Raw genomic sequence first — 25,931 nt, forward strand, 5'->3', positions numbered from 1 at the left:
TCCGGAGGAACCTTCCGTGCCCCTGTCGCTCCTCGCGGCCCTGGCGCTCGGCGCCAACCCCGCGCCCGCGCCGCATCCGTTCAATCAACAGGACCTGGTCACGCTGCGCCGGCTCAGCAGCCCGCGCGTCTCGCCCGACGGCCGTCAGGTCGCCTACGTCCTGCGCTCCACCGACCTGGAGGCGAACCGCGGCCGCACCGACCTGTGGCTCGCCAACCTGGACGGCTCCGCGCCGCGCCAGCTCACGTCGGACCCGAGCAGCGACACCGACCCCGTCTGGGCACCGGACGGCAAGAGCCTCTACTTCCTGTCGTCGCGCGGCGGCTCATCGCAGGTGTGGCGCCTGCCGGTGGATGGCGGCGAACCGCTTCCGGTCACGAAGCTGCCGCTGGACGTGAACAGCTTCGTGCTGTCGCGTGACGGCCAGCAGCTCGCGGTGGCGCTGGACGCGCGCCCCGACTGCGCGGACCTCGCGTGCAACACCCAGCGCGCCGCGGAGTCCTCCAAGAAGAAGACCACCGGCCGCGCGTATGATCAGCTCTTCGCCCGTCACTGGGACACCTGGAAGGACGGCACGCGTTCGCACCTGTTCGTCGTCCCCGTGGCCGGCGGCACGGCCGTGGACGTGATGAAGGGCATGGACGCGGACGCGCCGAGCAAGCCCTTTGGCGGCGCGGAGGAGTTCACCTTCACCCCGGACGGCAAGAGCATCGTCTTCGCCGCGCGCGACGTGGGCGCCACCGAGTCGTGGTCCACCGACCTGGACCTGTTCCTCGCGCCCGTCGACGGAAAGACGAAGCCGCGCAAGCTCACGGAGAAGAACCGCGCCACGGACACCAGCCCCGTGTTCAGCCCGGATGGCAAGACGCTCGCGTACGTGGCCATGTCCCGCCCCGGCTTCGAGGCCGACCGCTTCCGCGTCATCCTGCGCACGTGGCCGGGTGGCCAGGAGCGCGTGCTGACCCAGGACTGGGACCGCTCGGCTGGCTCGCTCGCGTGGAGCAAGGACGGCGCCACGCTCTTCACCACCGCCAACGACGTGGGGCAGAACACCGTGTTCGCCCTGGACGTGGCCACCGGCAAGGCGCGCAGCCTCACCCAGGGCGGCAACGCGGACGGCGCCCAGCCCGCGGCGGACGGCCAGGTCGTCTACGCGATGGATGACCTGGACTCGCCGGCGGACCTGTACGCGGTGAAGGCGGACGGCACCGGCGCGCGGCAGCTCACCCAGGTGAACAAGGACGCGCTCGCGGGCCTGAAGTTCGGCGCCTTCGAGCAGTTCAACTTCCCGGGCTGGAACAACGAGACGGTGCACGGCTACGTGGTGAAGCCCGTGGACTTCGACCCGAAGCGCCAGTACCCGCTGGCCTTCCTCATCCACGGCGGACCGCAGGGCAGCTTCGGCAATCACTTCCATTACCGGTGGAACCCGCAGGTGTACGCGGGCCGCGGCTACGTGGCGGTGATGATCGACTTCCACGGCTCCACCGGCTACGGCCAGGCCTTCACGGACTCCATCTCCGGGGACTGGGGCGGCAAGCCGCTGGAGGACCTGCAGAAGGGCCTGAACGCCGCGCTCCAGAAGTACTCGTTCATCCACAAGACGAAGCGGTGCGCGCTGGGCGGCAGCTACGGCGGGTACATGATCAACTGGATCGCCGGCAACTGGGCGGACGGCTTCCAGTGCCTCGTGAACCACGACGGCATCTTCGACGAGCGCGCCGCCTACTACGACACCGAGGAGCTGTGGTTCCCCGAGTGGGAGCACAAGGCGCTGCCCTGGGAGAAGCCGGAGTCGTACGAGAAGTTCAACCCGGTGAACCAGGTGGCGAAGTGGAAGACGCCCATGCTCGTCATCCACGGCGGCAAGGACTACCGCGTGGTGGACACGCAGGGCATCGCCACCTTCACCGCGCTCCAGCGCCGCGGCATCCCGTCCCGCTTCCTGTACTTCCCGGACGAGAACCACTGGGTGCTCAAGCCGCAGAACAGCATCCAGTGGCACGACGAGGTGCTGGGCTGGCTGGACCGCTGGACGCGCAAGTAGCGCTGCCCGGCGAAAGGTGAACCCTGGGGCGTCGCGCCCCAGGGTTTCATGCAGGTTTCAGGGAATGCCGAAGCAGTCGTCGATGCAGCTGGCGATGACCTCCGCACAGGTGCGGTCGGAGATGCACTGCGAGCACTCCGCGGTGCGCTCGCGGCGTTTGTCCTGCTCGCTCTCCTTCTCTTCCTCCCAGGCGCCAACCTTCTCGGCGCACTTGCCGGTGTCCAGGTCGGAGTCGAAGCACTGCTTGCGGTAGTCGCAGATGGCGTCGGCGTCGTTGGAGCAGCCGGTGAGGAGCAGCACGGAGACACAGGAGGCCAGGGCAATCAGTCGTGACATGGCCCGGCACTATGCACGTGGATGACGCCTCCCGTGAATGCACTTCAAGGGAGGCGCCGCGCACTTCACCGCTGCTGCATTACTTCGTCTTCGTCGCACCGCCGGTGGAGCCGTGGTCCATGGATCCGTGGTCGGTGGTGCCGCCCTGCATGCCGGCGCCGCCCACGCCCATGGCGTCGTCCAGCTTGCCCAGCGTCTGGTAGGCCATGTCGCGATGCCGGGGCAGTTCCTGGGTGAGGTTCGTGAGCAGCGTGGCCAGCTCACCCGTGGCGCCCATGCCCTGCTGGGCGGCCATCACCTTGCCGATGGCGGCGTCATGGGCGCCGACCTGGGCGGACATATAGGACGAGTCGAACGGCGCGCCCTTCAGCGCCTGGAGCTTCTCCATGTCCGCCTTGTCCGCGGCCATGGCTTTCTTCTCCATGTCGTTGGTGGCCTTGGGCATCTCCGCCAGCTTCATGTTCTGCGACTTCGCATAGTCCATGACCTTCTGGTCGGCGGTCGTGTGCGCGTCGACCATCATCTTGGCGTAGCTCTGCACGTCCGGGTTCTGCGAGTTCTGCTGCGCGAGCTTCGCCTGCTTGATCTCCGACTGGTTGATGTAGTGCAGGCGCTCCAGGAAGGCCTTTGGATCCGCGGGGACGATGAAGCCCTTGAACTCCACCGTGCCCTTGGCGACGGTGGGCGTCTTCTCTCCGACTGGCGGGTTGGCGGACGTGGCGCTCTGGGCCAGCGAGACACCGCCGGTGAAGAGAACCGCGGCGAGGGTGACTCCATGCAGGGTGCGCTTCATTGGGTGCTGCTCCTTTTCAGGGCCTCGGATGTGAGGCGGGTCAAGGTCGGTGGACCGGACACACTTCCGGATCCGCGCGGCGCACGTTGGAGCAGAGCGCGACAGCGAACCCAGCGGGTGGGAGGACGGACGTGTGCCAATTCACGTTGCGTCCCGGACCCGGTGCGGCAGTGGACAGCACCACTGCCCCAGGGAGCGGGCGCGGACGTTCAGCACCACACGGCTGTCTGGGAACGCCATCCCGTCCTCCTCGTGCCCGGAAAGCTAGGCATCCCGCGAGGGAGGGAAGAGAACGGAGGCAGGGCCCCGGCTGGCTGGCCGCCGGGGAGGAGGGCTACTTCGCGGGCTGCGGCGCCGGCTTCGGAGCGGCCTTCGGCTTCGGGGCGTCGGGCATGCCGACGGGGACGTTCTTCGTCTCCGACAGCTCGTCCTCGGCGCGCAGGAAGGCCTGGGCGGCGCGGTCCACGTCGTCGGGCTTGAGGCCCGTGAGGTTGGCGGCGGCCCCGCGCGTGCGCGCCGCGAGCGCCGTCTCACCCAGCGCGCCGTGGATGCGCGTGAGGGCCACATGGATTTCCGGGTCGAACGGATCCGAGGCCAGCGCCTCCAGGTACGCCGTCTTCGCCTTCGGGTAGTCCTTGCGGAACAGCAGGATGCGGCCCAGGTGCACGTTGGTGGAGGGCGAGCCCGGGTGCATCCGCAGCGAGCCGCGCAGCACGGACTCCGCCTCATCCAACCGGCGCAGCTCCAGCAGCGCGAGCGCGAACTTGTTGGACACCGACTCGTACTTGTCGCCCACCAGCTTGTGCGCGCGCGAGTACTCCTCCGCGGCGGCCTTCACGCGGTTGCGCTCGCGCAGCACCTCACCCAGGTGCGCGAACTTGCGCGCGGGCACTTCGGTCACCTCGGAGAAGCCGCCGAAGGAGATTTCACGCCCCTTCTTCTCGCTGTCCTTCTGAGCGCCCTTGGCGTCCTCCTTGAGCACCACGCGGTCGTCGCGCGGCACCAGCTCCTGGGGGAAGGGCTGCTTCTTCACGTAGGACAGCCAGGTCTTCTCGAAGAGGGGGAAGGGCATGCCCGTCGCCACCTCCACCGCTTTCTTGTCCGGCTGGCCCGCCTTCAGCTCCTGCAAGAGGGCGCGCAGGCCGGCGGTGCCCTTGGTGCCGTGGAGGTAGTCGATGGCGTAGAACACCTCCGCGAACGCGGTGGCCGCGTCCTCCGCCGTGGGCAGCATGGCGATGGAGGGGTGCATCTTCTCGAAGGGGATGAGCTTGTCCTCCTTCACGCGCTTGCCCAGCAGCGCCTGCGTGGACGGCGTCATGGCCAGGCCACCCTTGCCGCGCCAGCGCGACTCCAGGAACTTGGCCAGGCCTTCGTGCAGCCAGATGGGCACGGTGTTGTGGGACATCTGGCTGACCACCAGGTGCACGTACTCGTGCGCCAGCGTGTCCTGCCAGTCGTAGCCCTGCGCCACGGCCTTGGGGCTCGTGACCATCAGCTTGTTGAACTTGCAGATGGCGATGGTGCCCGTGGTGCGGATCTGCTTCTCCGTCAGCGTGCTGACGCGGGACAGCTCGCGCGCGTTGTTCACCACCTCCACGCGCACCTTGCCCGGCGGCGTCCAGCCCAGGTCCTCCGCGAGCGCCCGGTGGATGGCCTCCAGCGTCTCCAGCGCGTAGGGCACCAGAATCTCCTCCTTGCCCTTCGGGTAGAAGAAGATGAAGTGCTCGCTCTCCGCGCGCTGGTGGTCCTTGACGATGGTGCGCGTGTCCTTGGCGAGCCGCAGGTAGCTGCCCGGCTTGTCCTCGATGTTGGCGCCTTCCAGCAGCGTCACCGCGTCGTCGTACTGGCCCTCCTCGAAGGCCACGCGCCCCTGGAAGTACTTCAGGGGCTCCAGCTCGGAGGGTACGCGCTTCTCGACCTCGGCCAGCTCGCGGCGAGCGCTTCCCACGTCCCAGTCATCCAGCGACTGCTCCACCTTGCCCAGCCGCTGCTTCACCTCTTCCTTGAGGGCGGCGTCGGGGGGCTGCGCGAAGGCCGTGGGGACGGCGAGGAGGAGGGCGCACAGGACGCCCAGGCCCGGGATGGTCGCGTGCATGCGGCGGCTCACTTCACCAGCTCCTCGTAGTAGCGCTTCACCTGTTCGCGGTACTTCTCCGGCGCGCCCTGCTTCATCGCGTCCAGCAGGTCCTTGCGGAACTCGCGAGGCGCCTGGAACGCGTCCTCGTCCGGCAGCTCCACCTTGTCCTGCGGGTTGCGGCCGTTGCCCTCCTGGCGGCGGCCGGAGCCCATGGGCATGGGCAGCCCGCGGCCACCCTTGCGGCCCTGCTGGCTCTGCTGCATCTGCTGCTGGAAGCGCTTGAGGCCTTCCATGGCGGCCTGCTGTTCGCCGTAGCCGCGGCCGGGGTCCTTGCCCTGCATGCGCTGGGACGCCTCGCCCATGCGCTGGCCAATCTCATCCATCTGCTGGCCGGCCTCTTCGCCGAACAGCGGCGCGGTCTGCTCCATGTCCTCCATCTGCTGGCGCAGGCCCTGCGCGCGCTGCTCCAACTGCTGCTGGCGCTGGCCCAGCTGCTGGAGCTGCTGCTTCTCCTGCGGCGACAGCTGCGAGCCCGGCGGAGGGAAGAGGTTCTGCAACTGCTGGCTCACGTCCGACACGTCGCGCGAGTCCTTCTTGAGCTGCTCCGCGAGCTTCGCGGACTGCTGGCGCACCTCCGGCGGGTTGCCGAACATCTCATCCAGCTGGCGCTGCTGCTCGCCCATGCTGGACAGCTGGCGCGCGGCATCCTCGGCGCGCGCGGCGGACTCCGCGGCGAGGTCGAAGTCGTCCACCTTGAGCGCGTTCTCCACGTTGCGCAGCTCGGACTGGGCCTCTTCCAGCGGGCGGGCCGCGCGGCTGTTGAGCCGGCCTGGATCAAGCTTCTGATAGTCCTCCTGCACCTGCTTCAGCTTGCGGTTCAGCTCGTCCTTGAGGGCCTGGCCCTTCTCCTTGAGCCGGTCGCGGTTCTGGCTGCGGGCCTGGTCGCGCAGGGCGCGCGTCTGCTCGGCGACCTTCTGCTGCTCGCTCATGGTGCCCTGCAGGTCGTCCATGAACTTGCCGAACTTCTCCGCCAGCTCCGGGTACTGCTCCGCGCCGAAGTCCTCCTGGGACTTGTCCATGGACTCGAGCATCTCGTCCATCTGCATGCCCAGCTCCTGGAGCTTCGCCAGGGCCTCGTCCGACTTGCCCTCCTGCATCAGGCGCTCGACTTCATCCATGGCGCCCTGCATGTCCTCCTGCTGCATCATCTCCGACAGCGCCTCCGCGTTGAGGTGCTCGTCGCGGATGCCCTTGCGCAGCTCCGCCATGCGCTGCATCAGCTCCTGGATGCGCGACTTGAGCTGTTGGATCTGCTGCATCACCTGCTCGCGCGCGGCCTCGTCCGGGTTGGCCTTGAACTGTTCGATGAGGCGCGACAGGTCGCGGCGCTCGTTGGCCAGCTGCTTCGTCATCTCCTGGAGCGCCTCCAGCTTCTGCCGGTCCAGCAGCGACTCCAGGTAGAGGATGTCGCGCTCCAGGCCCTCGATTTCGTCCTCCACCACGGCGGTGAGCCGGGTGCCGGTGCCCCAGTCCTCGCCGCGCGCGCGCTGGGTGCGCAGGTACAGGCGGCGGAAGTCGGAGGTGGTGCCCACGCTGCGCTTGAGCTCCCCGCCGATGTTCAGGAGCGCGGAGACGATCTCCTTGGGCACGTCCTTCTCCCGGGACAGCTCGGAGCCCTGCATGCGGAAGTCGTCCGCGAGCTGCTGGCCACTGGTGTCCACGGACTTCGCGGTCTCCACCGCGGTCGCGTCCTTCTGCTTCGCGCGGTCCGGGCCTTCCAGGCGGTCCGCCAGGTGGTCCACCAAGCGGCCCCACAGGACTTCGGCCTTCTCCAGGGCGGCGCGGCGGTGCTCGGCGGCGCTGTAGACGCGCAGGGTCTGCGTGCGGCTGACGCCTTTCTTGGGGCCCTCCACCGCGTCGTTGTCCTTCGCCTCCACGTAGTAGGTGATGCGGTCGCCGGGCGCGGGCTTGAGCGGGCCCAGGTCCCAGTTGAAGGTGCCCCGGCTGCGGCGGCTGTCCTCGCGCGGCAGGTTCACGCGCGTCTCCTGCTTCGCACCGGGCATGCGGTACACCAGCGACAGTCCGGACAGGCCGTAGTCGTCGGTGGCCTCGTACTTGAGCGTCACCGTCTGGCCGGGGTCGACTTCAATCTCCGTGGACGGCGTGAGCAACGTCACCTGGGGGGCCTTGTCCGCCTCCACGGTGAGGGGGATGTCCGGGCCCACCGCGAGCGGCTTCGCGCGCGAGGCATAGAAGACGAAGTGGTAGTGGCCGCCCTGCTTCGCGACGAAGCTGCCGGTGAGCTCGCGGCCGCCGGTGACGGTGAGAGGCAGCACCTGGTCATTGACCACGACCTCCGCGCGCTCGATGGGGCGGTCCGAGCGCGTCTTCAGCACGACCTCGGTACCGGCGGGCGCGCTGACCTCGCCGTTGGTGCCGGGCACGGTGCGCGGCGCGAGGCCGGTGTACGCGGGATAGCGGTAGGTCAGCTCGATGTCGCCGGTGATGGGCTCCGCCTGCGCGGCGGTCTCCGGGCGCGCGGCCTGCTCGCGCAGGTGCTTCCAGCCCGCGACCCAGCGGCCGCCCACGAAGAACATCAGCACCGCGAGCGCCAGCACCACGCCGCCGCACGCCATGGCCACGCGGCGCAGCGGCTGGCGGTCCACCACGAGCCCGGGGTCCACCGTGCGGGCGCGCTCGTCCATCTGCCGCAGGAACGCGTCCGCGAGCTGGGGGGACCAGCCGGCCTCCTCACGGCGCTCGCGCGACAGCTCCACCGCGGCGAGCACGTCCAGCGACAGCTCCGGGCGGCGCTGGCCCACGAGCCGGGCGGTGCGCGCGTCGTCGCCCACCTGCCGGTGCGCGAGCACGACGCCGAAGACGTAAACCACCGCCGCGCCCACGGGCAGGGCGATCCACATGAGCCCCTGGGCGAGCCCCGGCACCGCCCGGCCCAGGAGGCCCGTGGCGAACAGGAGCACGAGGGCCGCGACGGCGCCCAGCAGCAGGCCCTGGGCCCAGAGCTGGCGGCGCTGGCGGGTGCGCACCTGGGCGAGCAGCTCCGCCACGCCTCCGGAGCGCGCTTCACGCCGGGCCTGGGGAGGCGGGGCCGGAGGAGGCGGCGGGGGCGGCAGCTCGGGGGCTGGGCTCTGCGGTGTCTCGAGGTTCACGCTGGCTTGTCCGCTCGTCGGTCGCGAGCCAACCCCGGGCGGGGCGGGCTATTTCCCAATTGTGACGCACTCCCGCCGTCTTCGCGCGTGCATCGCCGGGGCGGAGGACAGAAAGGGAGGAGCCTGTGTCCGCCGCACGAAGGAGGGGCGGACGGCAGGGTTCTGGGGACAACGCGGAAGGGGGACCCGGGCCCTCCCCGTCCGGTAGGGACGGTGGGAGGGCAGGGGGACGCGCTCAGCCTTCGGCGGGAGGGATGGGGCGGGAAGGAGCCGGAGTGTCCTCCAGGGGCGCGGAGAGGCCGCCCAGCTCCTCGGCGAGCGCCTTGAGCGCTTCCTGGGTGACGACGATGCGGTCGCGGGGCAGGCGGGCGAGCACGCGCTGCACGGCGGACTCGACGGTGCCTTCGGACGGGATGTCCAGCGCGCGGCCGGAGTCGGTGAGCGCGAAGAGGGCCTTGCGACCGTCGAGCGGATCCGACTTGCGCTCCAGCAGCCCGCGCTTCTCCAGGCGCTTGAGCACGCCGGTGAGCGTGCTGGGGTGCACGTGGAGGATGTTGGCGAGCGCGCCAGCGGTGATGCCCGGGAAGCGGCCCACCAGCCGGATGACCAGCCGCTGCGGGCCGGTGAGTCCCAGCGTGGACTCCATTCGCTTGGACGTGGACTGCAGACCATGATCCACGGCCCACAGGAGGCGCATGAACTCCAGCACCTCGCCCAACGGCTGCGGCTGTTGCGGACCCCGGGACCTGCTGCCGTCCGGGCCTTGTATCGACTCCGGGGCTTGTATGTCCTTCATGGGCGCATCCTCCCTCACCTCATGCCTCCCTGTCTTTTCGTTGTGTTCCAAAGGTGGGCGTGTCCTAGCGCGTCGGCTTGGGCGTTCCAGCAAAATCCGGAATGGGTGCTCGCGTCAGGCCGGGGCCGCCCGTCTGGAGGCCTTGGGAGTCGGCGGAAAGCCGCCATCCCCGGGCATGCCGGAGCCCGGGAATGGCGGCCCTCCTGAGCCTGAATCAACCGATGGTTGTATTTGTCATGGGTTCGTAGCGCTTGCCTCCCTTCCCGGCGGCAGGGGGGCGGGGACCTGCTCCTTCTTGAGCGTCGTGGGGCCGGTGAGGGCCAGGTGGGCCCTCAGCTTGAGGAACTTCTTCTTGCCGAAGCCCTTGACCCGGACCAGCTCCTCGACGCGACCGAAGGGCCGCTTCTTGCGGTGCTCGAGGATGCGCTGCGCCGCCTTCTCACCCACGCCCGGCAGCAGGTCCAGCTCCGCCGCCGTGGCTTCGTTCAGGTTGACCACCCCCACGTATTGCATGCGCGGGCTGGCGGCATCCGCACGCCCCGGCCCCATCAGCACGCAGCCCAACACCCACGCCCAGACCCACTTCACGAGTGGCCCTCCGCGCCCGCCTCCAGCGAAGGCTCACCTCCGAAGCGGCTGCCGGCCGCCGTGTCGCGCTTCTCCGCCGCCTCGCGAACGTGCAGCTTCCCGTCCAGGGGCAGCACATCCAGCAGCACGTTGAGCGAACCGTCCTTGTTGACGAAAGCGCTGCCCGCGCGCACCCAGATGCTCCCGCCCTTGCCCTCGCGGATGGAGAACACCGCCAACCGCTTCCCCGCCATCAGCATCGACACGCTTCCCCCTTCAGAATCCCGCGCCACCACGGCCCGGGCACCTCGCTGGCTCGACCGCCTGAGGTCGCGTCCGGGCTTGAGCAGCCCGCGTGCCAGCGGCGTGCTCCTCTGAAGTGAAGTCAGCGCACCGTGCGGCGGTGCGCGCGGCGTCCACGCGCGGGGATGGGCGTGGATGCTCCAGTGCGTGTCTTGCGCGGTGAGAGTCGGGGCGTGGCCTCCGCACCGCGGTTACCGAGGAGCAGGGATGGCGACCGAATTGTCTCCGCGGTGCGGAGACAACTGGAGGCAAGCTCCCGACGCGGAGATTGTCGCGGCACTGCTGCGACAATTGGGGCGAGGACGTGGCTTCGCGGGCCGTGCCTTGACGGGCTGGGGGTGACCTCCTAGAAGGGCCGGGCCCTTGGGTGCCCATGCCGGGCCTTCAAGAGGGAAGCCGGTGCGAGTCCGGCGCGGTCCCGCCACTGTGAACGGGTTGCCCTGAGGTCCAGGGCCGGAAGCCTCGGCTGTCACCACTTTCGCGTCAGCGGATGCGAAGGGAAGGTGGAGGGTTCCTTCCAGAAGGGTGCAGCGTGCGCCCAGGTCTGGAGCCTGTCAGCCAGGAGACCTGCCCAGGGGTGCGGCAGCGGTGCTGCCGTGAGGCCTTCTCTCTTCGACGGAGGGAGCGGAAGGCGGAGCATGTGGCGCTCGCTTCTCGCCCGGACCGTCGTCGGTCTGGTGCTCAGCTTCCAGGGACAGGCCCGGGCCGGGCAGGAAACGCCTGCGCCCGAGAGCAGCGAGCCGCCGCTTCCTGAGTTCGTCCTCCCCACCGTGGAGGTCATCGGCAAGGAAGTCCCCGAAGCACCCGTCGACTCCGCTCAACGCCGCGACCCCACCGGCGCCATCACCGTCATCGACGCTCGCGAGCGCGTGGGCGAAGCGCGCGACACCGCGGAGCTGCTCGGTGGATCCGCGAGCCTCGTCGTGCAGGACTCCGGCGGATACGGGCAGAGCAAGAGCCTGGTGGTTCGCGGCGCGTCGTCCAATGGCGTGCTCGTGTTCCTGGACGGCATCCCGCTCAACGGCGCGGGCGGCGTCGCGGACCTTTCGCTCATCCCTGTCGCGCTGCTGGAGCGGATGGAGATCCTCCGCGGCGCGGCAGGTGCCCGCTACGGCGCGGGCGGCCTGGGCGGCGCGGTCAACCTCGTCACCCGCGCGCCTTCGTCACGGCTGCTCTCCAGTGGCGAGGTCACCTACGGCAGCTTCGACACCGTGATGGCCCACGTCGCCGCGTCAGGCTCGCTGCTCGATGGCCAGGCGCTGTTGCTGCTGCATGGCGGCCGTTCCCAGGGCGACTTCAGCTACCGCGTGGACGAACTGCCCGCGTTGGACGACAACCCGCTCACGCAGGAGGTGCGCACGCGCAATGACGCTCGCGGCGGCGGCGCGCTCCTGAAGTACCGGCATGGTCTGGACGGCGGCGGACGCGTGGATGTGCTCGCCGAGCTGTCGCTGGAGGGCCGCGCGCTCGCGGGCACCGTGCAGAACCCCACCGTGTCCCGCCGCCAGGACCAGACGCGACTGTCGCTGGGCGCTCGTTGGGCACGGCCCTTTGGTGACACGGGCGAGGGCAGTGCTCGCGGCTTCTTCCGTCGCGACTGGCTGGATGTCACGGGTGGCACCACTGGCGTGGACTCCGGCGCGCAGCGCTACACCGTGGGTGGCGTGGAGGTGGAGGGGCGCGCGGTGTTGGGACGCAATGCGCTCGCCGTCACGCTCGCCGGAACATCGGAGTCCGTCACACAGGCCGTGGGTGGGCAGGCCGCGTCGTGGTGGCGCGCGAGTGTCATGGCCATGGACGAACTGTCCCTGTTCTCCGAACGCCTGAAGCTGGTGCCTTCAGTGCGCGTGGAGCGCGTGGGGCACTACTCGCTCCTGTCGCCGAAGCTGGGCGCGAGCGTGGACCTGGGCCACGGCTTCGGTGTGCGCGCCAACGCGGGCCAGTCCCACCGCGCGCCGTCGTTCCTGGAGCTCTACATCCGTCAGGGACTGCTGCTGCCCAACCCGGAGCTCAAGCCCGAGCGCGCCCTGTCCGTGGACGCAGCGGCCTTGTGGCACGACGACGTCTGGAGCGTCACCGCGGGCGGCTTCGCGGCGGTGTACGAGAACCTCATCGCCTACGAGCTGTATCCACCGAATCTCGCCAAGCCCTACAACTTCGCCGCCGCTCGCGTGTGGGGCGCGGAGATGGAGCTGGAGGCGCGGCCTCGCGCGTGGCTCACCGTCACCAGCAGCTATGCGTGGACCCGCACGCAGAACCGCTATGGCGACCCTCGCTACTTCGGCAAGGAGTTGCCGTATCGCCCTCGCCATAAGTGGGTGGGCCGGCTGCGCGTGGGGCCGGACTGGCTCAACGGCCGCACCGAAGTCCTCGTCCAGTCCTCGCAGTTGATCAACCGCGTGGGCGAAGCGCGGCTGTCCCTTCCTTCGCGCACCTGGGTGAGCGTGGGGGCCTCCAGCACCTTCCTGCACCGGCCGGACCTCACCGTGTCGTTCGACGTGAAGAACCTGCTCGATGCGCGGACCGCCGACTACACGGGCATGCCGCTGCCCGGCCGCGCCGCCTACGTGACGCTCTCCGTGGCGCTCGACCCTTCTCCCTCCGAGGACTCCCATGTCGCGTCCCCTCCCTGATGCTCGGCTCGCGTTGCTGCTGTCGGCCCTGGCCGCGGCGCTCCTCACCGGCTGCCCGGAGGAGAAGGTCCTGTGCACGTCCGGCCTCAGCGTCTGCGGCGCCGAATGCGTGGATCTCCAGGGTGACCCGTCGAACTGCGGCGCGTGTGGTGCCTCGTGCGGAGCAGGGGAGACGTGTCAGGCGGGCGTGTGCGGATGCCAGTCGGGCACGGAGACGTGTGGTGACGCGTGTGTCGCGCTCGCGAGCGACCCGCTGAACTGTGGCGCTTGCGGCGCCGCGTGTCCCTCCGGTCAGGTCTGCGAATCCGGCACCTGCCGCGAGGGATGCTCCGCCGGTGCCGAGCGGTGCGGGGACAGCTGTGTCGTGCTCGCGAATGATCCGCTCAACTGTGGTGCTTGCGGCGCGGTGTGTCCGGACGTGCAGTCCTGCCACTCGGGCCGGTGCATGTATGATGTGGTGACGGCCTGCTACACCAATGGGCAACTTGTGGGCATCCAGGCGGGGACGGACCGGATGGGGCCCCGGCGGCAATTCGGCTCGGGTGTGCAGTCGCTGGCGGCCTGGGATGGCGTGGTGCTTGCGGCGGACGCGGCGCGTTCGGTGCTGTCGCAGGCACCCGCGGGTGCGCTGGGGACGGTGGCGGAGGAGGACTCGCTGGGCGCGGTGGCGGCTTCGCCCAATGACATCCTCGTGGACCCTCCGTATGTGTATGTCCTCGACTCGGTGAACAACACGCTCCAGGTGCTCAAGCGGGAAGGGGCCGCGCAGGGCGGTGGGCTGGGATTGCGCACGGTGGGGCAGGTGAACCTGGGCGCGAACACCAGCCCTCAGGTCATCGCGAAGCGCGGCGACACGTTCTACATCCCGCTGTTCGGCACGGCCGGCTCCGACTTCAAGCAGGGCAACGCCGTGGCTCGCGTCAACGTGAGCGACCCGGAGAAGCCCCGGCTCGTGGACACCGTTCCGCTCACCGGCCTGGACCTGAAGTCCTTCGACGGTGGGACGACGATGGCGCTTCCGTACGCGGCAGTGTCCGTGGACTCGGGCGTCTACGTGGCGCTCACCAACCTGAACCCCGCGAATGACTATCTGCCCAACGGCCCTGGGATGCTCGCGCGCATCGACCCGGCGGATGGTGGAGTGCACGCCATCGACCTGGGCGCGAAGGATTGCCTCAACGCGGGCGACGTGCAGGCGGTGGGCGACCAGTTGGTGGTGAGCTGCCTGGGCGAGGCGGTGTTCGACACCGCGAGCGGCTACCGCGCCAAGGCGGTGCGGGCCACGGGGCTGGTGCTGGTGAAGGATGACAAGCCCGTGGCGTCGTATGCGCTGTCACCGGGGTGCACCGGGGGGCCGGAGAACGGCTGCGACCTCGCGGTGGGTGGACGGCTTGCGGTGGTGGGCAATGCCGTGTACGTCACGGACGTGAACGCGGGCCGCGTGTTCGTGGTGGAGGTGCGTGACGGCCAGCTCGTCGAGCGGCGCGGCAACTCCACACCGCAAGCAGCGGGCCCGGCGCTGGATGCGTGTCCGGTGGACCCTCGGCGCGTCGTATCCAATGCCATCGACATCGTCGCGGTGCCGTGAGGCGTTGGCCCTGCTTGTATTGACAAGCCCTGCCGTCCGCCGTACTCCAGCGCGCGTCGATGGTACGCCGCACTCGTAGGGTGCGGCGTTTAAAGGGAACCCGGTGTGAATCCGGGACTGCCCCGCAGCGGTGAGCAGGAACGAACGCCGTCCTCGCAAGCACTGGTCCTTGAATGGGCTGGGAAGCGACGGTCAGTAGGTGGGTGACCCGATGAGGGCCTCCCGCGCCTGTGAGTCCGAAGACCTGCCACGACCCATGCCCCCGGGCATGGCCAGACCGGAGCCTCCGAGGGGAGGTGACGGAGGTCTTCCGCTCGCGCGGCGTGTCGTGTCCTGACGTGTCCCTCGCTCGCGGTCCGCTCTCCGTCCACGCCCCTTGGATTCATCTCGCCCGTGGGGGCGATGCAAGGGAGCAGTCGCGGATGAAGACAGAGCGGATGATGACGGGACGGGGACTCAAGGGCTTCGCGTGGGTGCTGACGACCCTCGCGATGGCGCTGACCAGCACGGGTTGCGGCGATGAGTGCGTCGATGACTTCGACTGCCGCGACCAGGGCGCCGCCCCCGCGGGACAGCGCTTCACCTGCGCCGAGAACAAGTGCGAGCTGACGTCCATCCCCGTGCCGGATGCCGGCACGACCACGGATGCCGGTACGACGACGGACGCCGGTACGACGACGGATGCAGGCACGGGCACCGACGCCGGTACGACAACGGACGCAGGCACGGGCACCGACGCCGGTACGACCACTGATGCGGGCACGGAGACGGATGCCGGCACGACCACCGACGCGGGCACGGAGACCGACGCCGGTACGACCACCGATGCCGGCACGACCACCGACGCGGGCACGGAGACCGACGCCGGTACGGATCCGTGCGAGACCACCACCTACGATCCGAAGCTGGGCACGCTCCAGCTCCAGTCGGGCTTCGTGGCCGGTGAGTCCGCCTCGCTTCCCGCGTCCGCGGGTCCGGTGGGCGTGACGCCCGGCCCCACGTATTCGCTCTACACGGTGGTGTCGGGCAGCTCCACGGGGCCGCACGCGCTGTACTCGCTGGGCACATGGCCGCAGGTGTCGCTGGGAACGGCGCAGTTGTTCGACGTGGCCGCTCCCGCCGACCGGGCCGCTGGCACCAAGCTGTTCCTCAGTCCCTTCGTGGAGACGGATGGCCAGCGCGTCCTCACCGGTTACACGAAGTCCGGCGCGGGCTTCCCGGGCTCCGTGGGCGTGTATGACGTCTCCGCGCCCGCCAACTCCACCTACGTCTCCGCGCCGAGCAACTTCTCCGCGGGCGTCGTGCCGGGTGCATTCCTCATCAACGGTGGCGGGCTCGACACGGTGTCGGCCGGCCTCGCCGTCTACGCGCTGAAGACGGACAGCTCGCCGTTCACCGCGCTGAAGGTGGGCACGCTCCCGCCGGAGACGGGCGGCAGCGGCTTCACCGCAGTGGCCACCAACGGCGTCGCGATGCTCGGCTACTTCTCCGACGACACCTTCCTCAACGAAGGCCGCGCGGTGGCCCCGGCGGCCATCACCGAGGCGCTCAGGTCCGGCACGCCGTTCGTCGTGGCGGATGCGCCCGCGCTCGACGTGGGCTCCAACTTCGTGGCCGCCTCCGGCCACGGCGAGGGCGTGTCCGTGCTCCGCGGCGACTACGTCCCGCCCGACTACAACTTCGCCGGCACGGATGTCTCGCGCTTCGCCTTCACCGTGACGGATGAAGGTGCGACCGTGACTGTCGGTGCCCGTCAGCCGGTCCTCGTCTATGCGGATCAGTGCACGCGCGTGACCGGGATGACCGCCATCGGCGTGGACCTGCTCGTCGGCGTGGATGACAAGAACGGCCCGCGCCTGGTGCGCATCCAGCAGGCCCCGCAGTTCCGGTGAGCACGCCCATGAAGAAGACCCTTCTTCCGAAGTCGTTCGCGCTGGGCTTCACCGCGCTCCTCACCGTGGCGTGCGGCGGCGAGGACTGGCAGGACTCCATCCAGGCCCAGCCGCTGGTGGGTGACCCGTTCGCGGACCGCATCGTGTCCTTCTCTCCGGGCACGGGCGCCGGGTTCGGTCAGAGCCAGCTGCCGGGCATCGTGCTGGGCGCTCCGCAAGGGGACGGCGCGTCGTCGGGTTCGCTGGACGTGCTGTCGCTCGGGAGCAATGGCGTCATCGTCCTGGAGTTCACGGACATCGCCGTCACGGACGGGCCGGGTGTGGACCTGCTCGTCTTCGAGAACGCGTTCCTCAAGCCGAGCGGCAAGCCGTTCGCGGAGACGGGCGTGGTGGCCGTCAGCGACGACGGCGTCACCTGGCACGAGTTCCCCTGTGCGTCCTCCGACGTGGCGAACAACTACCCGGGCTGCGCGGGCGTCACGCCCGTGTACTCGCACCCCGCCAATGGCATCCCGGCCACCGACCCGTCCGTGGCGGGCGGGGACGGCTTCGACCTGGCGAGCGTGGGCCTCACCCGTGCCCGCTTCGTGCGCATCCGCGACTCGGGCGCCAACGGCTACGCGGGCACCAGCGGCGGCTTCGACCTGGATGCCGTCGCCGTGGTGAACGGCGTGCAGCTGCCGTAGTCGCGCACGAACTCCGGGGCCGTTCTCCAGCGGACGGTCCCGGTGGCCTCGCGCGCCCATACGGCGAGTCTGGACCGCGCGAGGCTTCCGGGGTGGGGGTGGCGGCATTAGATGCCCGCTGTCCCTCCCCCGGATGTGCCTCCATGAACCGTCGTTCCGCCTCACTCCTCGTGCTGCTGGGCGTCCTGCTTGGCGTGGCCGCTCCGTTCCTCCTTCCCTCGGTGGTCTGGGCGCAGACGTCCCGCGCCGCGCCGAGGAAGGACGTGCCTCCGCCGCCGCCCGCGTCTCCTCCGGCACCGGCGTACGAGTACACCTTCGTCAAGCGCGAGAGTCCGGATGAGGACCTCGTGGAGCTCCAGCGGCTGGGGGGCGAGGGCTGGCGGGTGGTGTCCACTGTCGTCGTGGACGGCAGCACGCGACGCTACGTGTTGATGCGTGACCGACGCGCCGAGCCCGCGTCGCATTGACTTTGCCCCTGTGGCGCCATAGTCCCGCCCCATCATCGATGCCTTCACGCCATGGGGCGTGAGGGCTTCCAGGGAACCCGGTGTGAGTCCGGGACTGCCCCGCAGCGGTAAGCAGGAACAGCGTTCGCACGAACACCGTTTCAGCGAGTCCGAAGACCTGGCGATGACCCGGCGTCCTCTCCACGGAGGGCCCGGCGACAGACCGGAACCTCCGCGGGGAGCTGACGGCGAAGGCAGGACTCCAGGACGCGATGCGCGCCCGGCGGTCCGGTGCCTTTCGTCCGCGCGGCCTCCCGCCAGGGGAATGCCTTTTTCCGCCTTCGTGCGGGAAGGCCAGGAGCGAGGACGCGATGCGGACCGACATGAAGCGGATGAGCACGAAGGGCCAGCGCGCGGCGCTGATGGGCGCCCTGCTGGCGGTGGTGCTGGGCGGCACGGGCTGCGGCGATGATGAGTGCGTGGACGCCTTCGACTGCCGCGACAAGGGCGCGGCCCCGGCGGGCCAGGCCTGGGCCTGTGTCTCGGATCTGTGCACCCAGGTCGTCGTCGACATCGACGAGGACGACGCGGGCACTGGCACGGACGCGGGCACGCAGACCGACGCGGGCACCGGCACGGACGCGGGCACCGGCACGGACGCGGGCACGGATGGCGGCACGGTCGCTTGCGCCCCGCTGCCTCGCGAGCAGGTGCTGGGCACGCTCCAGCTCCAGGCGGGCTTCAGCGTCGCGGAGTCCGCGGACCTGTCCACGGAGGTTCGCGCGGTGGTGTCCACTCCCGGCCCCACGTATTCGCTCTTCGCGCTTCGCGAGACGGCCACGGGCCGCGACTTCTTCGCGCTGGGGACCTGGCCGGACGTGACGCTGGGCACCGCCGCGCTCGAAACGGTGCTCGCGCCCGCGGACCGCGCCAACGCGGCCGACACCTTCCCGTCCTACTTCCTGGCCTATGACGGCACGCGCCTGCTCGCGGGCTACACGAAGTCCGGCGCGGGCTTCCCGGGCTCCGTGGCGGTGGTGGATCCGTCCGCGCGCGACGCGGCGCTCTACCTCGACGCTCCGGGCAACTACACCGCCGCGGGCACCACGGACGCGTTCTTCGTCAACGGCGGCGGCCTGGACACGGTGACGGGCGGCCTGGGCGTCTACGCGCTGGTGACCTCCGCCAAGCCCTACGTCGCCGTGAAGGTGGCGGACTTCCCGGCGCAGGTGGGCGCCAGCGGCTTCACCGCCGTCGCGGACAACGGCATCGCGGTGTTCGGCTACTCGGAGGCGGACACGTACGTGAACGTGGCCTACGCCGTGTCCAACACCAAGCTGGGCGAGGCGCTGGCCAATCGCACGCCGGTGGTGCTCACGAACGAGCCGAAGGTGGACGTGGGCTCTGACTTCAACAACGCCGCGAGCTTCGGCAACGGCGTGGCGGTGGTGCGCGGTGGCTACGGCGCCGCGGGCTTCGGCGTCACCGACGTGTCGCGCTTCTCGCTCACGCCGGGCCTGGGTGGCGGCCAGCCCATCAGCGTGGGCACGCGCGCGGCGGTGCTCAACGCGCCGGATGCGTGCACGACCGTGGACCTGCTGTCGTCGCTGGGCGCGGACCTGCTCGTGGGCGTGAAGGACGTCAACGGTCGCCGCCTCGTGCGCATCCGGCAGGGCCAGTGATGAAGCGCCCGCTGCTCGCGCTCGGCGCGCTGCTGGCCCTGGGCGCGTGCACGGGCGACTCGGAGCCCGGTCCGCTTCCGGGTGAGGACATCGTGGATGCCGGCGCCCACGTGGATGCCGGTGTCCCCGATGCAGGCATGGAGGTCGACGCCGGGACCGACACGGATGCCGGTGTCGACGCGGGCTCGCGGCCGGTGGATCCGTTCGCGGACCGCGTGACGGCGTACCAGCTCGGCGACTCGGCCGGCTTCGGGCAGGACCGCTTCCCGGACGTCGTGCTCGGACCTCCCGTGGGCGCAGGGCAGTTCGCGGGCTCGCTGGACGTGCTGTCGCTGGGGCGGGGCGGCACCATCACCCTGGAGTTCACCGACCTGTTCGCGGTGGACGGCCCGGGCGTGGACCTGCTCGTGTTCGAGAACCCCTTCCAGAAGTACGGCGGCGACATCTACGCGGAGACGGCCAGCGTGTCCGTCAGTGACGACGGCGTCACGTGGTTCGACTTCCCCTGCGCCCCCACCGACAAGGACGGCGGCTACCCGGGTTGCGCCGGGACGCACCCGGTGCTCTCGGCCCCGGACAACGGCGTGTCCCCCACCGACCCGGCCGTGGCGGGCGGGGACGGCTTCGACCTGGCGGACGTGGGCCTTTCCCGTGCGCGCTTCGTGCGCCTCACCGACACGGGGCTCAACAGCTACGGCGGCACGTCCGGCGGCTTCGACCTGGATGCGCTGTCGGTGGTGAACGGCCAACTCCCTGACGGTGGCGTGCCGTGAGGTGAGCACCTGCACCCACCCGCGGCGTGCTCCAGGGCCCCGCGTCCTGCCCGTTGACGGCATTCCTCACACTGCGCGTGGGTGATTCCCTCTTCATCCACCGCCCCAGGTGAACTCCGACCCCCGCATCCGGCGGGTCCCCCGGGTATGACGCGACGCGGGAGGGCGGCCGAGGCCCCGGCTGGACGCCCGTCTTCCACGGGAAAGCGTCTCGGACTCTCGGAAGATTGGGAGGTCGTGTAATGTCTTGCGCCCGATGTGGCAGATCATCATCAACGGCCCCGGCTACTTCGACACGTCGTACGACCTGCCGGAGGGCGTCACCAGCCTCGGCCGGGCGGACGAGAACGACATCGTGCTGGGCGGCGACCTGGTGTCGCGCCGGCACGCGCGGCTCTACGTCGAAGCTGACGTGCTGCGCATCGAGGACCTGGGCAGCCGCAACGGCAGCCGGGTGAACGGCTCGCCGCTGCAGGGCAGCAAGCACCTGAACGCGGGCGACACCGTGGCGCTGGGGGAGAACACCCTGGCGGTGCGCCAGCCGCACACCGTGGAGAACGCCGCCACGGAGATGATGGACCTGGGCGCGGGCGGCGTCGTGCGCTTCGGGCACGGCACGGACGTGGGCCCGTCCGTGCTGCTGGCCAAGAACGTCAAGGACGCGGACGTGCTGCGCCTGCTGGACAACGTGGGGCCGCTGCCGTTCGACGACGCGTTCTCCGGTCCCTCGCCCGTGCCCGCGGGCTCCGCCGTGGCCAGCCCGCGCGTGTCCTACGAGACGCTGGTGCTGCTGGTGCACGCCGCGGAGGCGCTGGCCACCGCGCGCACGCTGACCGCGTTCCTGGAGTCCGCGATGGACCGGCTCCTGGAGCGCACCGACGCCACCACGGCGGTGGTGCTGCTCAAGCACGCCACCGGGCCGCTGGTTCCCGCGGCGGTGCGCCACCGGGGACGGCTGGCCAAGGGTGAAGTGCCCGTGTCGGACGCCATCGTGGACGAGGCCATCCGCCAGGGCCGCGCGATCGCCGTGGGCGACGTGAAGGACGACCGCCGCTTCGCCGGACGCGAGAGCGTCATCATGTACGGCGTGGACCGGGTGCTGTGCATCCCCATCGGCACCGAGCCGCCCTTCGCGGGCGTGCTCTACGTCAACGTGCCCGGCGGGGGCGACACCAGCCTGGAGCTGATGCTGGACGCGTGCACCGCGGTGGCCCACCTGGTGGCCGCCGGCGTGCAGCGCTTCGCCGTGCGCGACGGCTCCAGCACGGACCGGATGCGGCGCAACCTGGAGCGCTACCACTCGCCGGAGGTGGCCGAGCGCCGCGCCGCCGAGGCCCAGCGCACGGGCGGCAAGCTGCCGGGCCTGGAGGAGAAGAACCTCACCGTGCTGCACGCGGAGCTGGCGGACTTCGGCGCCGTCATTGGCCGGCTGGGCGCGGCGCGGGCCACGCAGCTGCTCAACGACTTCCACGCGCGCATGAGCGGCATCGTCTTCAGCTTCGAGGCCACCGTCGAAGGCTTCATGGGCGAATCCATGCGCGCCCTCTTCGGTGTTCCCTACGCCAAGGGCGACGACGCGGTCCGCGCGGTGCGGGCGGCGCTGGCCCTGCGCGCGGACTGGGAGCGCGGCATGGCCCGCAGGCCCCAGGACGAGCGGTGCGACCTGAGAATCGCGCTGCACTCCACCAAGGCGCTGGTGGGGATGATCGGCACCGAGGCCCGCACGGAGTACAGCGCCGTGGGAGAGGGCATGGGGGTGGCTGGCTGGCTGGCCGCCACCGCGGCGCCCGGCCAGGTGCTGATGACCGGCAAGCTGCTGGCGGCCACCGGGGCCCGCTTCGACGTGATGCCCCTGGGCGAGCGGGTGGTGCGGCTGCCCCGCGACAAGGTGGCGGTTTTCGAGGTGATTGAAGAGGACATGGGCATGCTGACCAACCCCGGTATCCGGTGAGGCGGCCGGCGCGGCCGGTTGACGGGTTGAAGCGGGCCCCCTGCCCGGGGTTCAATGGGCTTTCCGTGGTGGACCCCCGCACCGCATGAACTCTTCGAACCAGCCCGCCCGATTGCGTCCCTTCCGGCCGCAACCCTTCGGCCGGTACACGCTCCTGTCGCATCTGGCCACCGGCGGCATGGGGGAGATCTACCTCGCCCGCCTGGAGGGCGCGCAGGGCTTCGAGAAGCTGTGCGTCATCAAGAAAATCCTGCCGCAGTTCGCGGAGGACCAGGACTTCGTCGACCGCTTCGTCGGTGAGGCGCGCACGCTGGTGCGGCTGGGGCACGGGTCCATCGCCCAGGTGCTGGACATGGGCGTGAACGAGGGCGAGGCCTACATGGCCCTCGAGTACGTGGACGGCAAGGACCTGCGCAAGGTGGCCGCGCGCGTGCGCGACAGGCAGACGCCGCTGCCGCTCACCTTCGTGCTGTACGTGATGGGCCGGGTGCTGGATGCGCTGGCGTACGCGCACCGCAAGCGGGACGAGGAAGAGAAGGAGCTGAAGCTCGTCCACCGGGACATCTCGCCGCAGAACATCCTCATCTCCTACGAGGGGGAGGTGAAGGTCATCGACTTCGGCCTGGCGAAGAGCCGGCTGTCGGCGGCGAAGACGAACCCCAGCATCATCCTGGGCAAGTTCCTCTACATGTCGCCCGAGCAGGCCCGGCACCAGCCGGTGGACCGCCGCAGCGACCTGTACGCGGTGGGCCTGTGCCTCTACGAGCTCATCTCCGGCAAGAACCCCTTCGACGCGCTGCCGCCGGGCGAACTGATGTCCGCGGTGGCGAACCCGAAGGTGGCGCCGCTCAGCGACGTGGAGCCGCTGACGCCGCCGGCGGTGTCTCAGTTGGTGGCGAAGGCGCTGGCGGTGGAGCCGGGCCAGCGCTTCCAGACGGCGGAGGACTTCCGGGTGCGCCTGCAGGCGTGCCTGACGGAGATCGACACCAGCGCGGGCCCGGAGAGCGTCAGCCGCTTCATGCGCGACCTGTTCTCCGCGGACTACCAGTCCGAGCGGCGCCTGCTGACGTCCCTGCGCGAGGTGTCGCGCGACGTGCGCGCCAGCGGCACGTACGAGTCGCTGGGCCCCGCGCCGCGCGCGACGATGCAGGCGCCCACGCTGCCGGCCAAGACCATCCGCCTGGATGGTCCGGTGGAGCCCTTGTCCTTCCATCCCACGCCCCGGAGCCGCGAGGACGGCGGCGGCGCGCGCGACGACGGTGAGACGCGCCCCGGCGTGATGGTGGACGAGTCCACGCGCCCCGCGTTCCCGGTGGAGGCGCTGGAGGAAGCGGCCCGCGCGAAGATGCGGCCCAGCCCCGCGTCCTCGGAGCCGTCGCCCACGGTGGAGGTCCGCCAGGACGCGATGGACCGGCCCACCATCCTCGAGGGCCTGCCGGCCATCCGGCTTCCCTCGGACCGTGTCGTGGAGGCGGAGATCCCGGCCCCGCCGCTGGGAGAGCCCACCGCGCCCCGAGCGGACGCGCTGCCTGCCTCCGAGTCGCACGCGGAGCCCACCGCGCCGCGCGCCACGTCGCTGCCGTACGCGGAGCCCACCGCGCCGCGTGCCACGTCGCTGCCGTACGCGGAGCCGGGGCTGCCGTCGCGTGACGCGCCTCCAGTGCCGGTGTCGCGGCCGTTCGCGGACGCGGGAGGGCGGGGCGCTTCGTTGCCCTTCTCTGATTCGGTGGGCCCTCGGGGCGTGCCGCCTCCTCCGATGGCGCCGATTCCCGCCGTACGGCCCTCGGATGGTCCCGTTCCCGTCGTGCCGGTGGATGCGTCGCGGCCGGTGTCGCCTCCGCCGTTGCCTTCCTTCGACTCCGGGGCGGCGCGGTTCGAATCGGCGGGTGAGTCGCTGCCGTTCATGGAGCCTCCGCCTCCGCCGGACGGACCGTTCGCCGATGACGAGGAGCTTCCCGAGAGCGCCTATCCGTGGCCGGAGCCCATCCCCGAAGGGGGCCGCTCCGCGGGAGCCGAGCTTCGCGCCGCGGAGGTGCGTATCCCGGAGGGGCAGCGCCCCACCTCCGCGATGCCGTCCCTGGCGTCCGCGCGCCCTGGAGCCATGACGCCGTCGAACGGCAGCCGTCCCGCGCCGCCGTCCGCGTTCGATGCGGCTCGCGCCTCGGAGCCCCTGCCGAGCTACGAGCCGGTGCGCGCGTCGGAGTCGTCGCGGGGCTTTGATTCGCCCCGGGCTTCCGAGCCGTCCCGCGGCTTCGATGCGCCCCGCGCCGCCGAGTCCGCGCGTGCCGTGGAAGCCCGCGTCCCGGAAGGCCAGCGCCCCACGGCCGCGATGCCGTCCCTGGCGTCCTCGCGCCCCGGTGTGACGACGCCGTCGAATGGCAACCGGTCGGCTCCGGCTCCGGCGTCTGTGCCGCTGCCGTCGTACGCGGCGCCCACCATCCAGGTGCCCTCCATCCAGTCCAGCGACTTGCGCTCCTTCGAGGCCGAAGAGGACTCGCGGGACTCTGAGCCGCTCGACTCCGGTCCGACTCCCCGGCCCACGATGCAGGACACCCGGCCGTCGGAGGACCTGGTCTCGGTGGATGCCCGCGCCCTGGAGGCGGACTCCAGCGTGCCGTACATCTCCGCGGAGCCGGACGACGCCCCGGCCGCGCGCGAGGGCGACGCGGACACGCACCCGCGCATCTCCATGCCCCGTGCCTCGCGCCGCGAGGAGCCCCAGGCCCGGGTGATGCTGGACGAGGCGCAGCTGCGCGAGACCTCCTCTTCCACCGGCAAGCGCGAGGCCGACACCGGCCCCACCGCTCCGGCCCGGGGCCGCACCGGGTCCCGGCGCGCCGTGCGCGGTTCGTCGCCGGGCACGCCGCCCCCGCGCTCGAGCACCGCGTCGAGCATGCGCGCCGTCACCCGCGCCCCCGCGCCCGCCGCGGATCCGGACGAGTCGTCCACCGCGCGCGCGACGCGCGACGATGCGACCCGGCGCAAGGCCGTGCCGGTGCGGCCGGAACCCTCGGAGCCGCCGCGTGCCGCGCGGCGCGAGCCAGCGCCGGTCCGCAAGGGCGGGGCGCTGCGCTCGGCGCTGGTGTTCATCCTGCTGATGCTCGTCGCGCTGTCCATCGTGGGCGCGGGGCTCTACTTCGTCCCCGAACTGCGCGTGGCCGTGGGCCTGGAGCAGTCGCGCACGTCGACGCCGCCTCCGCCCACCCCGGTGCAGCAGATCCCCACGCGGCCCGCGAACCCCCAGGGGCGTCCGCCCGCGCCTCCTGCCCAGAACGTGGCCACGGCGCCCACCTCCGCGCCGGCGGAGGCCACGCCCACGCCGCCGTCCGCCGAGACTCCGAAGGCCCCCACCGAGCCGGATTCCACGGACACGCCGGAGATGGAGCTGGACGTCCTGCTCGGCACGGAGGCGCCGCCGACGCAGGGCGCGGCCGCTCCCGCCGCGAAGAAGGCGGCGCCGTCACGCCCCGGCAAGCGCGCCGCGCCGGCCCGTGCTCCCGTCAAGGAGAGCAGCCTCCCTCCGGAGCTGGAAAAGGAATGGACGCAGACGAAGGCGCTCCACCGGACGCTCAAGAACAACCATGGCTGCGACGCCATGCCGATGCAGTGCACGCTCTTCGACAGGCTGGCGGACGACTTCGCCGTGGGCGGCAGTGAGACGCCGACCCTCAAGCAGGTGAAGGACCTGCATGAACAGCTGAGGAACGTGAAGCGCCTCCAGGACTAGTAGGCGCCCGCGAGGCAGCCCTCGTCTGCGACGTGCCTCAACGCCGCGTGCCCGCGTCCATCATCTCCGTGCCTGCATCGCGCCCGGAGCCACCGGTGCCCTCCGAGGCCGTGCCCCGGTAGCTCTCCGCGAGCCCCGTGCCCAGCTCCCCACTGCCGCCGCCCAGCGAGCCCAGGCTGTCACTGTTGTACGGCTTGCCGCCGCTCTCATCGCGCAGCGGGCTGCCCGCCGCTTTGCCGGCCGGTTCCGCGCGGGAACGGTGCTGGAGCTGGACGGGGTCCTGGAACCCCTGCGTCTCCGCTGGAGGCGGCTCCTTGCCGCAGCCCCAGCCTCCCAGGGCGCCACCCACCAACAGTCCCAATCCCACCGCGCGCTTGAAGCCCGTCATGGTTTCCCCCTCGGGCGCGAGGAAGTCCGCGCCTGCCCGTCCGGGAAGTTAGGAACGCTGTCCTCCGGGGCCACCC

At 70.8% G+C, this 25,931-nt stretch carries 18 protein-coding genes and 3 riboswitches; of the genes, 10 read left to right on the forward strand and 8 right to left on the reverse strand.

Annotation, left to right across the window (positions count from 1 at the left end):
* Positions 1-16 precede the first annotated feature (16 nt).
* Positions 17-2,047, forward strand: coding sequence for a S9 family peptidase (locus D7Y04_RS37395; RefSeq protein ID WP_121762424.1), 2,031 nt, complete (start codon positions 17-19; stop codon positions 2,045-2,047).
* A 57-nt stretch (positions 2,048-2,104) separates the two neighbouring features.
* On the opposite strand, the gene D7Y04_RS37400 is transcribed toward D7Y04_RS37395, so the two are convergent.
* The 7 genes from D7Y04_RS37400 to D7Y04_RS37430 form a co-directional block, all read right to left on the reverse strand.
* Positions 2,105-2,383: a hypothetical protein gene (locus tag D7Y04_RS37400; protein WP_120598838.1), complete on the reverse strand. Its 279-nt coding sequence runs from the start codon at positions 2,381-2,383 to the stop codon at positions 2,105-2,107.
* 79 nt (positions 2,384-2,462) lie between these two features.
* Entirely contained in the window at positions 2,463-3,176 is a 714-nt protein-coding gene (locus D7Y04_RS37405) for a DUF4142 domain-containing protein (RefSeq protein WP_121762425.1), read from the reverse strand.
* 334 nt (positions 3,177-3,510) lie between these two features.
* Positions 3,511-5,271, reverse strand: a complete 1,761-nt coding sequence (locus D7Y04_RS37410; protein WP_199749795.1) for a tetratricopeptide repeat protein — start codon at positions 5,269-5,271, stop codon at positions 3,511-3,513.
* 8 nt (positions 5,272-5,279) lie between these two features.
* On the reverse strand, positions 5,280-8,423 hold the full coding sequence (locus D7Y04_RS37415) for a DUF4175 family protein (RefSeq protein ID WP_121762427.1): 3,144 nt from the start codon (positions 8,421-8,423) through the stop codon (positions 5,280-5,282).
* Positions 8,424-8,658: 235 nt separating this feature from the next.
* A complete protein-coding gene (locus D7Y04_RS37420) occupies positions 8,659-9,219 on the reverse strand; it encodes a MarR family winged helix-turn-helix transcriptional regulator (protein ID WP_121762428.1) in 561 nt (186 codons plus the stop codon).
* Between the two features lie 234 nt (positions 9,220-9,453).
* Positions 9,454-9,768, reverse strand: a complete 315-nt coding sequence (locus D7Y04_RS37425) for a helix-hairpin-helix domain-containing protein (RefSeq protein ID WP_167548296.1) — start codon at positions 9,766-9,768, stop codon at positions 9,454-9,456.
* A gap of 35 nt (positions 9,769-9,803) precedes the next feature.
* Positions 9,804-10,046, reverse strand: coding sequence for a hypothetical protein (locus D7Y04_RS37430; protein WP_120579228.1), 243 nt, complete (start codon positions 10,044-10,046; stop codon positions 9,804-9,806).
* A 406-nt stretch (positions 10,047-10,452) separates the two neighbouring features.
* Positions 10,453-10,664, forward strand: a riboswitch (cobalamin riboswitch).
* A gap of 63 nt (positions 10,665-10,727) precedes the next feature.
* Here D7Y04_RS37430 and D7Y04_RS37435 point away from each other — a divergent pair.
* From D7Y04_RS37435 to D7Y04_RS46035, 9 genes are all read left to right on the forward strand, one after another.
* Complete coding sequence (locus tag D7Y04_RS37435) at positions 10,728-12,722, forward strand: TonB-dependent siderophore receptor (RefSeq protein ID WP_121762429.1); 1,995 nt, start codon at positions 10,728-10,730, stop codon at positions 12,720-12,722.
* A complete protein-coding gene (locus tag D7Y04_RS37440; RefSeq protein WP_121762430.1) occupies positions 12,703-14,310 on the forward strand; it encodes an MXAN_6577-like cysteine-rich protein in 1,608 nt (535 codons plus the stop codon). Before D7Y04_RS37435 ends, D7Y04_RS37440 begins: the two co-directional genes overlap by 20 nt.
* A 43-nt stretch (positions 14,311-14,353) precedes the next feature.
* Positions 14,354-14,577: riboswitch (cobalamin riboswitch) on the forward strand.
* A gap of 155 nt (positions 14,578-14,732) precedes the next feature.
* Complete coding sequence (locus D7Y04_RS37445) at positions 14,733-16,202, forward strand: hypothetical protein (protein WP_121762431.1); 1,470 nt, start codon at positions 14,733-14,735, stop codon at positions 16,200-16,202.
* 8 nt (positions 16,203-16,210) lie between these two features.
* The gene (locus D7Y04_RS37450; protein ID WP_121762432.1) at positions 16,211-16,888 is read left to right on the forward strand and encodes a cell surface protein; all 678 of its coding nucleotides are present in this window, start codon (positions 16,211-16,213) and stop codon (positions 16,886-16,888) included.
* A 143-nt stretch (positions 16,889-17,031) separates the two neighbouring features.
* A complete protein-coding gene (locus D7Y04_RS37455; protein WP_121762433.1) occupies positions 17,032-17,355 on the forward strand; it encodes a hypothetical protein in 324 nt (107 codons plus the stop codon).
* A 19-nt stretch (positions 17,356-17,374) separates the two neighbouring features.
* Positions 17,375-17,535: riboswitch (cobalamin riboswitch) on the forward strand.
* Positions 17,536-17,705: 170 nt separating this feature from the next.
* Positions 17,706-19,016 carry a hypothetical protein gene (locus tag D7Y04_RS37460; protein WP_121762434.1) on the forward strand — a complete coding sequence of 437 codons (1,311 nt, stop codon included), beginning with the start codon at positions 17,706-17,708 and terminating at the stop codon, positions 19,014-19,016.
* Complete coding sequence (locus tag D7Y04_RS37465; protein ID WP_121762435.1) at positions 19,016-19,789, forward strand: cell surface protein; 774 nt, start codon at positions 19,016-19,018, stop codon at positions 19,787-19,789. The genes D7Y04_RS37460 and D7Y04_RS37465 overlap by 1 nt, the downstream gene beginning before the upstream one ends.
* 256 nt (positions 19,790-20,045) lie before the next feature.
* Positions 20,046-21,740: an FHA domain-containing protein gene (locus tag D7Y04_RS37475; RefSeq protein ID WP_120598185.1), complete on the forward strand. Its 1,695-nt coding sequence runs from the start codon at positions 20,046-20,048 to the stop codon at positions 21,738-21,740.
* 85 nt (positions 21,741-21,825) lie between these two features.
* Positions 21,826-25,467 (forward strand): serine/threonine-protein kinase, encoded by a 3,642-nt coding sequence (locus D7Y04_RS46035; protein ID WP_233601756.1) that lies wholly within the window; start codon positions 21,826-21,828, stop codon positions 25,465-25,467.
* Positions 25,468-25,504: 37 nt separating this feature from the next.
* Here D7Y04_RS46035 and D7Y04_RS37485 read toward each other — a convergent pair whose 3' ends face one another.
* Positions 25,505-25,855, reverse strand: a complete 351-nt coding sequence (locus D7Y04_RS37485) for a hypothetical protein (RefSeq protein WP_121762436.1) — start codon at positions 25,853-25,855, stop codon at positions 25,505-25,507.
* Positions 25,856-25,931 lie beyond the last annotated feature (76 nt).

The organism is Corallococcus sp. AB038B (assembly GCF_003668955.1).
GTDB lineage: Bacteria > Myxococcota > Myxococcia > Myxococcales > Myxococcaceae > Corallococcus > Corallococcus exiguus.

Excerpts from the sequence above, each read along its gene's own strand:
- D7Y04_RS37400 (WP_120598838.1), bottom strand. The coding sequence starts at position 2,383 with ATGTCACGACTGATTGCCCTGGCCTCCTGTGTCTCCGTGCTGCTCCTC.
- D7Y04_RS37405 (WP_121762425.1), bottom strand. The coding sequence starts at position 3,176 with ATGAAGCGCACCCTGCATGGAGTCACCCTCGCCGCGGTTCTCTTCACC.
- D7Y04_RS37410 (WP_199749795.1), bottom strand. The coding sequence starts at position 5,271 with ATGCACGCGACCATCCCGGGCCTGGGCGTCCTGTGCGCCCTCCTCCTC.
- D7Y04_RS37420 (WP_121762428.1), bottom strand. The coding sequence starts at position 9,219 with ATGAAGGACATACAAGCCCCGGAGTCGATACAAGGCCCGGACGGCAGC.
- D7Y04_RS37425 (WP_167548296.1), bottom strand. The coding sequence starts at position 9,768 with ATGGGGCCGGGGCGTGCGGATGCCGCCAGCCCGCGCATGCAATACGTG.
- D7Y04_RS37430 (WP_120579228.1), bottom strand. The coding sequence starts at position 10,046 with ATGCTGATGGCGGGGAAGCGGTTGGCGGTGTTCTCCATCCGCGAGGGC.
- D7Y04_RS37435 (WP_121762429.1), top strand. The coding sequence starts at position 10,728 with ATGTGGCGCTCGCTTCTCGCCCGGACCGTCGTCGGTCTGGTGCTCAGC.
- D7Y04_RS37440 (WP_121762430.1), top strand. The coding sequence starts at position 12,703 with ATGTCGCGTCCCCTCCCTGATGCTCGGCTCGCGTTGCTGCTGTCGGCC.
- D7Y04_RS37445 (WP_121762431.1), top strand. The coding sequence starts at position 14,733 with ATGAAGACAGAGCGGATGATGACGGGACGGGGACTCAAGGGCTTCGCG.
- D7Y04_RS37450 (WP_121762432.1), top strand. The coding sequence starts at position 16,211 with ATGAAGAAGACCCTTCTTCCGAAGTCGTTCGCGCTGGGCTTCACCGCG.
- D7Y04_RS37455 (WP_121762433.1), top strand. The coding sequence starts at position 17,032 with ATGAACCGTCGTTCCGCCTCACTCCTCGTGCTGCTGGGCGTCCTGCTT.
- D7Y04_RS37460 (WP_121762434.1), top strand. The coding sequence starts at position 17,706 with ATGCGGACCGACATGAAGCGGATGAGCACGAAGGGCCAGCGCGCGGCG.
- D7Y04_RS37465 (WP_121762435.1), top strand. The coding sequence starts at position 19,016 with ATGAAGCGCCCGCTGCTCGCGCTCGGCGCGCTGCTGGCCCTGGGCGCG.
- D7Y04_RS37475 (WP_120598185.1), top strand. The coding sequence starts at position 20,046 with ATGTGGCAGATCATCATCAACGGCCCCGGCTACTTCGACACGTCGTAC.
- D7Y04_RS46035 (WP_233601756.1), top strand. The coding sequence starts at position 21,826 with ATGAACTCTTCGAACCAGCCCGCCCGATTGCGTCCCTTCCGGCCGCAA.
- D7Y04_RS37485 (WP_121762436.1), bottom strand. The coding sequence starts at position 25,855 with ATGACGGGCTTCAAGCGCGCGGTGGGATTGGGACTGTTGGTGGGTGGC.